Source organism: bacterium, assembly GCA_026398675.1.
Classification (GTDB): Bacteria; RBG-13-66-14; RBG-13-66-14; order RBG-13-66-14; family RBG-13-66-14; genus RBG-13-66-14.
On the sequence record JAPLSK010000135.1, the window covers coordinates 1 to 11,787 of the forward strand.

The window sequence follows — 11,787 nt, forward strand, 5'->3', positions numbered from 1 at the left end:
TGCCGGTGCTCATCAACCAGTGGGCGAACGTGGTGCGCTGGGAGATGACGACGCGGCCCTTCCTGCGCACCGCCGAGTTTCTCTGGCAGGAGGGCCACACCGCCCACGCCACTGCCGCGGATTGTCAGGCGGAAGTGCTGCGCATGCTCGAGGTCTACCGCGACTTCGTCGAGACCGACCTGGCGATGCCGGTCCATCCCGGGGCCAAGAGCGATGCGGAGAAGTTCGCCGGCGCCGACATGACCTACTCCATCGAAGCGCTCATGAAGGACGGCTACGCGCTGCAGGCCGGCACCTCACACAATCTCGGCCAGCACTTCGCGAAGGTCTTCGACATCACCTTCCTGGACGAGGACGAGTCCCAAAAGCACGTATGGCAGACGAGCTGGGGGGTGAGCACCCGCGCGGTGGGCGCCGTGGTGATGACCCACGGCGACGAGCGCGGCCTGCGGCTGCCGCCCCGGATCGCCCCGGTCCAGGTGATCGTCGTCCCCATCCTCTTCGACAAGACCCGGGACGAGACCCTCCACTACTGCTCCTACGTCACCGAAATACTCTCCGATTTCCGGGTGGAGCTGGACGATTCGGACAAGAGCCCGGGGTGGAAGTTCGCCGAGCACGAGCTGCGCGGGGTGCCGATCCGTCTCGAGGTGGGCCCCCGTGATATGGAGGGGGACCAGGTGACCCTGGTCCGGCGGGACACGGGCGAGAAGCGGCCGGTGCTGGTCTCGGACCTGCCCCGGGTGACGAAGGAGACCCTGGATCAGATCCAGGAGGGGCTTTACCGCCAGGCTCTGGCGTACCGCGAGGAGCTCACCTTCCGGGTGGGCACGCTGGCCGAGCTTTCCGCCGGCCTGGAGGAGAAGCGCGGCCTCTACCACGCACCCTGGTGCGGGGACGCGGCCTGCGAGAACGAGGTCAAGGATAAGACCAAGGCCACCATCCGGCTCCTGCCTTTCAATCAGCCCGAGGAGCGGGGGGCGTGCCTGGTCTGCGGCAAGGAGGCCCGCTGGGAGGCGATTTTCGCCCGGGCCTATTGATTCTAGGGATTCGTAAAACGGCGTGGGCCGGCGCGTGTCAGGATGCGCCGTCGGCCCCTTGCTATAGGTGAGCCAACGTGCTGACACTGGGTTGGACAGGCGGCGTGGCATCGGGCAAGACGACGGCGCTCGATCTCTTGGGCAAGATCGCGCGCCTGGACGTCGTCGAGGCGGACATGCTCGGGCACAGGCTCCTCCGCGAACCGTGGATTCGGGACGCGGTGGTGGAGCTCTGCGGCCGGGACATCCTGGACTCGGGCGGCGAGATCGACCGGGGGTGCCTGGGGAGGATGGTTTTCGCGGACAGGGAGCTCCTCGTCCGCTACAACAATTTGATTCACCCGCCCCTCATCGAGGGCGTCCGCACCGCCGTCGAGGAGGCCCGGAACCGTAACGACGCCGAGGCCTTCGTGGTGGACGCGGCGCTCATCTTCGAGTGGGGGATAGGACGGCTCTTCGATGCGGTGGTGGCGGTTCGGGCCGCCCAGGGACTGGCGCTCAGGCGGTTGCTGCGCGATGGGCTGACGGAAATCGAGGCCCGGCAGCGGCTCAACAGCCAGCTCCGCGAGGAAGTCAAGGTCCAGCGCGCCGACTTTGTCATCATCAACGACAACGACCTGGAAGCGCTCGAGCGGCGCGTCTGGTTCCTCTGGGAGCACCAGCTCGCCCCGCTGAAGAGGGCGAGGGCCACGTGACGCCCCGGCCGGTGGAGGCCATCGGCGCGGCCCGGGTGGTGCCGGTAATCCGCACGACCGAGGCCGGTTTGGCCCTGCCGGCCGCCCGTGCGCTCATCGCCGGGGGGGCATCGGTGCTGGAGGTGGCGCTCACCTGCCCCGACGCGTGTCGTCGGTTGAAATGTTGGAGGAGGCGGTCCGGCGTGGGGCCGCCTTCACCGTTTCGCCTCATTCGGACCCCGCGCTGCTGGAGCGGGCGCGGAGGCTGGATACGCCGCACATCCCCGGCGCGGCCACCCCCACCGAGGCGGTCGCGGCCATCCGGGCGGGAGCGGCTCTGGTGAAAATCTTCCCGGCAAGGGAGCTGGGCGGACCCGCCTACCTGCGGGCGCTCCTCGCCCCCCTCCCGGATATGCGACTTATTCCCGCCGGCGGCGTCTCACTCGACGAGGTCGCCGGTTATTTGGCGGCGGGGGCCTTCGCCGTGGCACTGGGTTCGGAGCTGGTGCGGCGGGAGTGGCTGCGCGACGGCGCCTGGGAAAAACTCCAGGGGGCGATGGAGGACCTTCTTGCCCGGCTTCCGTGAATCGGCGCCCGAGGCGGTGCCCCTGCGCCTGGCCGCGGGGATGCGCCCCGACGAGACCGGCCGTCCCTGGGTTTTAATCGAATCCTCCGCCGGGGAGACCCACCCCGGCTCCTCCCACCTGCTTCGGCTTTCCGAGCTTTGCGCCGACGAGGTCCGCCGCGCCGGCGGCGCGCCTTACCGCTCGTTCTGCACAGACCTCTGCGATGGCGTGGCCCAGGGGACTCCCGCCATGGGTCTCTCCCTCGCCGGCCGCGAGCTCTACGCCCTGGCCGCCGAGCTGCACGCCCGTGGCGGTCACGCCGACGGCGTCCTCTTCCTCTCCTCCTGCGATAAATCCATCCCGGCCCATCTCATCGCCGCGGTCCGGCTGGGCCTCCCGGCTGTCCTGGTGCCCGGCGGGGTGATGCCCCGCTCCGCCGACGGCGGGATCCTGGCCGACGCGGGGGAACTGGCGGCGGCCCGTCGGCGTGGTGAAATTTCTCCGGATGAGTTTGAGGAAAAGAGCCGCGGGCTCTGCCCCGGTCCCGGCGCCTGCGCATTCATGGGCACGGCGGGGACCATGCAGTGCCTGGCAGTGGGGCTCGGCCTGGCGCTCCCCGGCTCGGAGCTCCTGCCGCCTCTCGGTCCCGCGCAGCTCTCGGCCTGCCGGCGGTCGGCCCAGACGCTGATGCGCCTCGTCGGGGCGGGTACGACGCCTCGGGACCTCCTCGACGCGCGTTCGGTTAAAAACGCCGTGGCCCTGCTGGCGGCGCTGGGCGGCTCGACCAACGCTCTCTTGCACCTGGCGGCCCTGGCCCACGAGCTGGGCGTCCCCTTCGACCTGCGCGGGGTGGACCGTATCGCGGCGGAGGTGCCCCGCCTGGTCAACCTGCGTCCGGCGGGCGCGCACCCGACCGATCGTTTCCACCTGGCCGGCGGCGTCCCGGCGGTGGTCGAGCTGCTGACCGGGCTCGGCCTCTTCGATTCCGAGGCCCGGACGGTCTCGGGGAGTTGGGGCGAGGCCCTGGACGACTGGCGCTGCCGGGACGACCCGGAACGCCGGAGCGCCCTTTTAGCCGAGAGTGGCGAGTCGCCCGGAAATTACGTGAGCCCCGGAGCGGACGCCTCCTTCGGTCCTCCGGGCGGGATCCGCGTTCTCTTCGGCAACCTGGCGCCGCGAGGGGCGGTGGTCAAGCTCGCCGGGTTCGAGCGGACGCGCTTCCAGGGCCCGGCCCGCGTCTTCGACTCCGAGGGCGCCGCGCTGGACGCGGTGGCAATCGGGGCGGTGAAGCCCGGCGACGTGGTCGTCCTCGCCCGCCAGGGTCCACGGGGGGCGGGGATGCCGGAGCTGTTCTACCTCTCCGCCGCCATCCGCGAGCACCCCGCGCTGTCGGGCGCGGTGGCCCTGGTCACCGACGGCCGCTTCTCCGGGGCCACCGCGGGGCCGTGCGTGGGCCACGTCTGCCCCGAGGCGGCGGTGGGCGGCCCCCTGGCCCTGGTGCGGGAGGGCGACGCGGTCCTGGTGGACCTGGAGGAGAGGCGTCTGGAGCTTTTGGTGGACGCATCCGAGCTCGAACGGCGGCGCGCCGCCTGGACCCCGCCGGTGCTCCCGGAGGGGTCCGGTCTGCTCGCGCTGTACCGAAAATCGGCCCTCCAGGCCGACGAGGGAGGTGGCTTGGATGCGCGGGGGTAATCGTGCCCAACCGCCCCTGATGTTCACCGCCGGGGAGTTGATGGTGGAGCGCCACGCCCGGCACCCCGGGCACCTGGGGGTGGGGGGCGCCGCGGCGAACGCGGCCCTGGCCTTCGTCCGCACCGGGGGACGGGCGGCCTTCGCCTGCCGACTGGCCGAGGACGAGCACCTGCCGCTCCTGCGAGGCGAGCTCGAGCGCGTCGGCCTGTGGAGCCCCGCCGTCGTAATCGGCGGGCCCTTCAACGCGGTGTACACCATCGGGGCCGACTGCCCCTATGGCCGGTTCGGCTACGCGCGCGAGGGCAGCGCCGGCGGGAGGCTCGCCCCCGACGACCTGGACGGGGAGCCGATTGCCGAGGCAAATATGGTGCTGATTTCCGGTGTCTTCGCCTCGCTGAACCCAACCACCCGGGCGACGGTGCGCCGCCTTCTGGACCTCGCCGCCCCCGGGGCCGCCGTCGCCTACGACGTGAACCACCGCTCCGCTCTGGCCTCGCCCGCGGAGGCGCGGGCGGTGTACGAGGAGCTCTCGCCGCGCCTCGCCTTCGTCAAGGCGGACCTGGACGAGGGCCGGATGCTCTGGGGCGGCGGCGACCCGCTCGAGGTAGCCCTACGCGGGGCGTCCCGACATCCCTTCGTCATGCTCACGCTGGGCGCGAACGGCCTCGTCCTCCTCGCCGATGGGGGACAGGTGGTTGTTCCGGCGACGCCCGCGGAGTGTGTGGACCCCACCGGGGCGGGCGACGCGGCTCTGGGCGCGGCGCTTTTTCACCTCGCCCGGGGGCGGTCCCCCGGGGAGATAGGCCGGGCCGCGGCGGACGCCGGAGCGCGGTGCGTCGAGTCCCTCGGCGCTTGGGGCTATACGGTCGGGAATCCCGCCTGACGGGCGTTTTCCTAAAAAAAACGGACGGTCCGGGCGGTCCGCCGCCCCTACCCGGACCCGCCGGGATCCGTATCTCTTGACAGGACGCGGAGCCGTCTGGTAGTTTCCTATCTGAAAATATCGGCCAGTCCCCCACATCTACAGTCCGAGCCGAAACCTTGGTCCCGAGCTTACAGAAACTCCTCTCGGCGCTGCGTCGCCTGCCCGGCGTGGGCCCCAAATCGGCCCAGCGCATCGGGTACCATCTCCTCCGCGCGACCCGTGAGGAGGCCGCGGAACTGGCGCGGGCCATGGTCGCCCTCAAGGACCGCGTCGGTCTGTGCTCGGTCTGCGGAAACGTGGCGGAGCGGGCGGAGGGGTCGTCGGAGAAGACGCCGCTCGAGTGCCCGATCTGTACCGATCCCCGGCGGGACAGGAGCCGCCTCTTGATCGTCGAGGAGCCCTACAACGTCGAGGCCTTCCAGAAGACGGGGGTTTACGACGGGCTGTACCACGTGCTGGGCGGGCTCTTCGACCCCCTGGCCGGGATCGGGGCCGTGGAGCTTGGCCTGGACGCGCTGGCCCGGCGGGTTTCCGGAGGATCGTTCCGGGAGGTGATTCTGGCCACCAGCCCCACCACCGCCGGTGAGGCCACCGCCAGCTACCTCCACGAACTTTTGAAACCCTTCGGCGTAACACTGACGCGGATCGCCGTCGGCCTGGCGCCCGGGGCCGATGTGGATTACGCCGACGAGGTCTCCCTGCGCCTGGCCCTGGAGGGTCGGCGGGAGTACGGGTACACCGGGAAATAGGGGGCTGGGGGCATTCGCATGGAGCGTACCGCTCAATCTTACGCCCACGGGGAAATAGGACCCCAGGGGAGCGGGCGGCCCGGGAAAATGGGTTTATACATACGGAACGCTTTTTGCTATAATTACTTACCCCTTCAACGGTCTCTCATCGGGGAGGGCATCTCGGAATCGGACCGGTCCCCCGGGTCAAGGGGTACGTGGGCCCGTAGGGGCGGGGCTCCGTCCCCGCCCGCGGGCGACCACGGAGGGTCGCCCCTACTCTTCGCTCGGTTCGGCCCCGGGGAGACCGGGTGGATATGGGCCCCTTACAAAAGAGACAAGGGGTTTAAACCCCTTGTTATCTGGGTCACTTACGGTGGGCCACCACTTTTCAGGATGGAGCGGATAGTCCACAGCCGGACTGACTCCTCCATCTTGGGATAAATTACTGTGGGCCAACCCTTTTCAGGAGGACTCTTTCCTCATGGCTCAAACCGTTGAACTGTTCGAGGAAGACTACCAGATAATCAACCAGACCCTGTCGCGCCTGCTGACGGAGTCCAACGCCCGTATCGTGCTCCTCGTGGACCGCTCGGGGCAGCTCATCAGCTCCCACGGCGACACGTCGAACATGGACTCGACGGCCTTCGCCAGCCTGTCGGCGGGCAACTTCGCCGCCACCAGCGCCCTGGCGAAGATTCTCGGGCAGGACGAGTTCAGCGTCCTTTTTCACCAGGGCGAGAAAGAGTCCATCCACATCTCCGTCGTGCAGAGCCGGGTGATTCTGGTCATCGTCTTCGACAACCGCACCTCTCTCGGGTTGGTGCGCCTGCGGGTCAAGAAGGCGCTGGAGGAGCTCTCCACCGTCTTCGAGAACATCTTCTCAAAGCTCGGCGCCTCCGGACACCAGAGGACCCTGGATTCCTCTTTCGCCTCCGTCGCCGAAAGCGAGATAGACAACCTCTTCCGGGATTGATCCGCCCCTCCCGGCAGGTGATGGACCCGAACCCGACCAGAAATGATCGCGGGACCCCTACAGGGTACAGAACCCGACGCCGTCCACGTCCTTTAGTTTTCGCGCCTTCCCGACAAGGACGACCTAGATGTCACTGATCAACTACGGCAGCAAAGAGATAAACTGCAAAATCGTCTACTACGGCTGCGGTCTGTGCGGGAAGACCACGAATCTTCTCTACGTCCACAAGAAGATAGACCCCGCCTCGAAGGGCAAGCTGGTGAGTCTGGCCACCGAGACCGACCGCACACTCTTTTTCTACTTCCTCCCCCTCGACCTGGGCACCATCCAGGGCTTCACCACCCGTTTTCACCTCTACACCGTGCCGGGACAGGTCCACTACGACGCGAGCCGGAAGCTCATCCTCAAGGGGGTGGACGGCCTGGTCTTCGTCGTGGATTCCCAGATCGAGCGCATGGAGGATAACCTGGACAGCCTGGAGAACCTCAAGGTGAACCTCCACTCCCAAGGCTACGAGTTCAACGACCTCCCCATGGTGCTCCAGTACAACAAACGGGACTTGGCGAACATCGTCCCCGTGGACGATCTGGAGCGCCAGCTCAACCACCGCGACGACCCGGGTTTCGAGGCGATCGCCACGGAGGGGGTCGGCGTTTTCGACGTCCTGCGGGCCATCTCGAAGCTGGTCCTCGCCGCCCTCAGCCAGTAGCAGACAGCCTGAGAGGAGCCCCGCGGGTACGCTTTCAATCCGCGCTTTCCTTTTTACCATCCAGGGGCGGTCACCCTTCGGGCTAGAGAAATTTTCCCAACGGGCGCATTTACCGGGGTGTGCGCCGCACGCCTTTGGTCAATAAAACTCTGTGCCCCTCCGGTCCGGGGGGCGTAGTAAACTAAAAAAAACCGGCTCATGGCCTTCGACGGTGACCTGAAGAGCTTCTCGCTGCCCGATATCCTGCAGATGCTGCAGATGGGCAAGCGAACCGGTGCTCTGTCCATCCGTCACGGCGAGGAGATAGGCACACTGTACTTCCGCAAGGGAGAGCTGGTCCACGCCACGTACAAGAACCTGACCGGCGAGGAAGCGGCGTACAACCTCCTCAACTGGAAGACCGGCCGCTTCCGCTTCGACACGACCATCTACCCCACCCGCCGTTCCATCGAAATTTCGGCGACGAACCTGATTCTGGAGGCCGCCCGTCGGTCCGACGAGCTGGCGGATCTGCAGACGGATCTTCCACCTCCGGACACCGTTCTCCACTTCGCCAATGTCGCCGGAAAGGTGGACGACATCCACCTCTCAACCGACGAGTGGAAGGTCCTCTCCCTGGTGGACGGTCGGCGGAGCATCGCCGCAATCTGCGCCGACAGCGAGATTGACGAGGTTTCCACCCTCCAGATCATCGAGAAGCTCCTGGGTATCGGATTGCTGCAGCAACTCGGCGGTGATCCGCCTCTGGGCGATGACGGGCCGCCCACGACGTCCACCGACTGGGATCAGCCGCCCCTCTGACCCGCCGGACCCCGGTGTGGGTTTCACCGGAGGCGGAGGTGGTGGACGGTTCTTCGCGGGCCGGTCGCTTGTGATCGAGCACGGGGTTTTTTTAGCGTAATCCGGGGCTGCAACGATGGACAACCTGCTCATTTTCCTGAACCCGATCCAGCTCCAAGCGGTGACTCACCGTGGGTCGCCGCTTCTGGTACTGGCCGGGGCGGGAAGCGGGAAGACCAGGGTGGTGACCACCCGGGTGGCCCATCTTATTGACCAGGGCGACGCCAAGCCCGACGAGATTCTGGCGGTGACGTTCACCAACAAGGCGGCGACCGAGATGCGGGTCCGGGTGGATTCGCTCATCGGTGAGCGCACCGGCGCCGCGACCGCCGCCAGGGTCTGGGTTCACACCTTCCACGCCTTCTGCGCCCGCCTGCTGCGGCGCGAAATCGCCCACATCCCCGGACGGGAGAGCGAGTTCGTCATCGCCACCCAGGCCGACCAGTTGGCCATCCTCAAGCGGCTGGTCGGACCGGGTGAGGGGCCCGGCTCGCTGAAGCCCACCGACGTCCTGGCGGTCATCGAGCGGGCCAAGCACAACCTGGTGGAGCACGAGGCGTTCCCGGCCCACACGGCCCACGAGAAGAGAATCAAGGCCCTCTATGAGAGCTACCAGACGGAGCTCCTCGATTCGGGAGCCCTGGACTACGCCGACCTGATTTTGGTCACGGTGAAGCTTTTTACCGAATTCCCGGAAATACTCAAGCGCTGGCGGAGCCGCTTCAAGCACATCCTGGTGGACGAGTACCAGGACACCAACACGGCCCAGCACGAGCTCATCCGGGCCCTGGCCTCTGAGAGCGACGGGCTCGTCATCGTCGGCGATCCCGACCAGAGCATCTACCGCTGGCGCGGCGCCGATCCGTCGAACATCCTGAGCGTCCCCCAGGCGTTCTCGAACGTCCGCCTCATCACCCTGCGGGAGAACTACCGCTCGACCCAGACCATCCTCAAGGCGGCCAACGCCCTCATCTCCCACAACCCGCGCCCGCTCAACCTCGATCGGGACCTGTGGACGCGAGGCGAGGAGGGCGTGAAGATAAGCGTGTACGCCGGGTCCGACGAGTACGACGAGTCGGGCTGGATCGCCACGGAAATCTTCCGATCGGTCAACACGGAGAAGAAGTCGAACTACGCCGACTACGCCATCCTCTACCGCACCAACGACCAGAGCCGGGTCCTGGAGGACGCCCTTCGCAAACGGTCCATCCCGTACACGACCATCGCCGGTTCCCGGTTCTACGACCGCCGCGAGATACGGGACCTCCTGGCCTACCTGCGGCTCATCGTCAACCCCAACGACATCCTCAGCTTCCGCCGGATAATCAACGTCCCCAGCCGCGGGGTGGGAAAAATCTCCGTGGACCGCGTGATGGAGGAGATAGAGCGGAATCCCAACGCTCTCTTCGACACCGTCCGGCGCTGCGTGGACGAGGAGCTGATTCCCCCCAGGGCCCGGCGCGCCGTCGTCCGGCTGATGGACCTCCTCGACGAGTTTACGACGATCCGCGAGCCGGTGGACAAGCTGCTCGAGATGCTCTTGGAGCGCGTGGACTACACGAGCTGGCTGCAGAAGGCGGGCGACGCCGTTTCCCGGCTGGAGAACGTGGAGGAGTTCGTGGACACGGCCCACGATTTCATCTCCTCGAAACCCGACGGCATGTTGGAGGAGTTCCTCGAGGAAGTCTCCCTGGCCGCCCCCATAGACGACTTCGACGAAACCGCGGGGTCCGTGTCCCTTCTGACCCTCCACGCCTCCAAGGGGCTCGAGTTCCCCATCGTCTTCATCACCGGCGTCGAGGATGGGCTTTTGCCCCTGATGTACAGGAGTTCCTCCAGGGAAGATGAAGTAGAGGAGGAGCGCCGCCTCTTTTTCGTGGGGCTGACCCGTGCCCGATACTCGGTCTATCTCACGCGGGCGCTGCGGCGCAATCTCGAGGGCCGCAAGGTGTGGACCAAGCCCAGCCCGTTTCTGAAGGAGTTGCCCGCCAGCCTCCTCGAGGACCACTCCGTCCACAACCTGACCATGTTCGCGACCTCCCAGGACCTTTTGGCCGTGGAGCATGAGCAGGAGCGGGAGAAGGCGAAGAAAGCGGCGCCGGCCTACTCCATCGGGGACCGGGTCTGGCACGAAAAGTGGGGGCGGGGGATAATCCTCTCCCGGGCCGGGGACGGCGACAACCTCAAGCTCACCGTCAAATTCGCCCGCCACGGCATCAAGAAGCTCGTCGCCAAGTTCGCCAGTCTGCAGAAGATGTGAGCCTCGTCAACATCCCGGGACCGGGAGGGAGTGAGGGCTGCCTTTAAAAAAGGGGCTCACCCCGATCTGAAGGTCAGCCCCTACGTCAATCCCCCTCCCCCCTCTGGGGGGAGGCTTGCCTACGGGTTAGGGCGAGGGGCAAAGCGGCGGGGACTAAAGTCCCCGCCCTACATTTAGACTCGTAGGGTTCGGCCGACCGGTCGGCCCGCGTGCGACCGCCGATTGACGCCGCCTAAATTCGCCGCTAGACTGGGCAGCGGTATCTCTCCAAAGGGACCCATGCCCCGACTGCGCGTCCACGTCACCGGCACCGTCCAGGGGGTCGGCTTCCGGCCCTTCGTCTTCCGCCTGGCCCGGGAATTGGGCCTGGCGGGCTTCGTCCTCAACGACGCGTCGGGGGTCTGGGTCGAGGCCCAGGGTCCGGCCGGGACGCTGGACGGGCTCGTCCGCCGCCTGAGCGACGACGCGCCGCCGCTGGCCCGCGTCAATAACGTCGAGGCCGGGGAAATTCCCGAGGCCGCCGGAACCGCGTTCACCATCCGCGAGAGCCCCATTTCCGGCGGGGAGATGACCCTGGTCTCGCCGGACGTCGCGACCTGCGCCGACTGCCGTGCGGAAATCGCCGACCCCGCCGACCGCCGCCACCGCTACCCCTTCACCAACTGCACCAACTGCGGCCCCCGGTTCACGATTATAAAGAACCTGCCCTACGACCGGCCGCTGACCACCATGGCCGGTTTCGGGCTCTGCCCCGACTGCGCGCGGGAGTACAGCGACCCGGCCGACCGCCGCTTCCACGCCCAGCCGGTCTGCTGCCCGGTCTGCGGCCCGACGGTCAGGCTGACCGACCCGGCGGGGAAAACCCTCGCCACTGGCGAACAAGTGTTCGGCGAGGCCGTCAACTTATTGAAAGAAGGGAAGATACTGGCCGTCAAGGGCCTGGGCGGCTACCATCTGGCCTGCGACGCTTTGAATGAACCGGCCGTGGCCGAGCTCCGACGGCGCAAGGCCCGGCTGGAAAGGCCCTTCGCCCTCATGCTGCGCGACCTCGACGAAATCAGGCGCTACTGCCTCGTGGACGAGGCCTCCGCGGATTTGCTGGAATCCAACCGCGCCCCCGTCGTCCTGCTGCCGGTGAAAGAGGGCGGAGAGCGCGTCGCCCCCTCGGTGGCCCCCGGCCAGCGCCGCCTGGGCGTCATGCCGCCCTACACCCCGCTGCACCACGTTCTGCTGACGGATTTCGGCGGGCCGCTGGTCCTCACCTCGGGCAACCGGGCCGACGAGCCCATCGCCTTCGACGACGCCGACGCGCTCGCCCGGCTGGGGGGCATCGCCGACGCCTTCCTGACCCACGACCGGCCGATCCACCTGCGCTGC

The 11,787-nt window shown here is 67.4% G+C and carries 11 protein-coding genes; all 11 read left to right on the forward strand.

The genetic code is table 11. The features are described from left to right. The coding region (locus tag NTW26_03380) for a His/Gly/Thr/Pro-type tRNA ligase C-terminal domain-containing protein (protein MCX7021315.1) at positions 1–1,040 on the forward strand (1,040 nt) is incomplete at its 5' end. A 77-nt stretch (positions 1,041–1,117) separates the two neighbouring features. Beyond that, positions 1,118–1,735 (forward strand): dephospho-CoA kinase, encoded by a 618-nt coding sequence (coaE, locus tag NTW26_03385; GenBank protein ID MCX7021316.1) that lies wholly within the window; start codon positions 1,118–1,120, stop codon positions 1,733–1,735. A 160-nt stretch (positions 1,736–1,895) separates the two neighbouring features. Beyond that, positions 1,896–2,300, forward strand: a complete 405-nt coding sequence (locus tag NTW26_03390; GenBank protein ID MCX7021317.1) for a hypothetical protein — start codon at positions 1,896–1,898, stop codon at positions 2,298–2,300. Further along, complete coding sequence (locus NTW26_03395) at positions 2,284–3,972, forward strand: dihydroxy-acid dehydratase (GenBank protein ID MCX7021318.1); 1,689 nt, start codon at positions 2,284–2,286, stop codon at positions 3,970–3,972. The genes NTW26_03390 and NTW26_03395 overlap by 17 nt, the downstream gene beginning before the upstream one ends. Beyond that, the gene (locus tag NTW26_03400; GenBank protein MCX7021319.1) at positions 3,959–4,855 is read left to right on the forward strand and encodes a PfkB family carbohydrate kinase; all 897 of its coding nucleotides are present in this window, start codon (positions 3,959–3,961) and stop codon (positions 4,853–4,855) included. Before NTW26_03395 ends, NTW26_03400 begins: the two co-directional genes overlap by 14 nt. Before the next feature lie 158 nt (positions 4,856–5,013). Beyond that, entirely contained in the window at positions 5,014–5,646 is a 633-nt protein-coding gene (gene recR / locus NTW26_03405) for a recombination mediator RecR (GenBank protein MCX7021320.1), read from the forward strand. Between the two features lie 463 nt (positions 5,647–6,109). Continuing rightward, positions 6,110–6,601, forward strand: a complete 492-nt coding sequence (locus tag NTW26_03410; GenBank protein MCX7021321.1) for a roadblock/LC7 domain-containing protein — start codon at positions 6,110–6,112, stop codon at positions 6,599–6,601. Positions 6,602–6,728: 127 nt separating this feature from the next. Next, complete coding sequence (locus tag NTW26_03415; GenBank protein ID MCX7021322.1) at positions 6,729–7,310, forward strand: GTPase domain-containing protein; 582 nt, start codon at positions 6,729–6,731, stop codon at positions 7,308–7,310. Between the two features lie 198 nt (positions 7,311–7,508). Continuing rightward, entirely contained in the window at positions 7,509–8,111 is a 603-nt protein-coding gene (locus tag NTW26_03420) for a DUF4388 domain-containing protein (protein ID MCX7021323.1), read from the forward strand. Between the two features lie 115 nt (positions 8,112–8,226). After that, on the forward strand, positions 8,227–10,410 hold the full coding sequence (locus tag NTW26_03425) for a UvrD-helicase domain-containing protein (GenBank protein MCX7021324.1): 2,184 nt from the start codon (positions 8,227–8,229) through the stop codon (positions 10,408–10,410). 279 nt (positions 10,411–10,689) lie between these two features. Then, on the forward strand, positions 10,690–11,787 hold a 1,098-nt coding region (locus tag NTW26_03430; protein ID MCX7021325.1), incomplete at its 3' end, for a Sua5/YciO/YrdC/YwlC family protein.

Excerpts from the sequence above, each read along its gene's own strand:
- NTW26_03390 (MCX7021317.1), top strand. The coding sequence starts at position 1,896 with ATGTTGGAGGAGGCGGTCCGGCGTGGGGCCGCCTTCACCGTTTCGCCT.
- NTW26_03400 (MCX7021319.1), top strand. The coding sequence starts at position 3,959 with ATGCGCGGGGGTAATCGTGCCCAACCGCCCCTGATGTTCACCGCCGGG.
- NTW26_03410 (MCX7021321.1), top strand. The coding sequence starts at position 6,110 with ATGGCTCAAACCGTTGAACTGTTCGAGGAAGACTACCAGATAATCAAC.
- NTW26_03415 (MCX7021322.1), top strand. The coding sequence starts at position 6,729 with ATGTCACTGATCAACTACGGCAGCAAAGAGATAAACTGCAAAATCGTC.
- NTW26_03420 (MCX7021323.1), top strand. The coding sequence starts at position 7,509 with ATGGCCTTCGACGGTGACCTGAAGAGCTTCTCGCTGCCCGATATCCTG.
- NTW26_03425 (MCX7021324.1), top strand. The coding sequence starts at position 8,227 with ATGGACAACCTGCTCATTTTCCTGAACCCGATCCAGCTCCAAGCGGTG.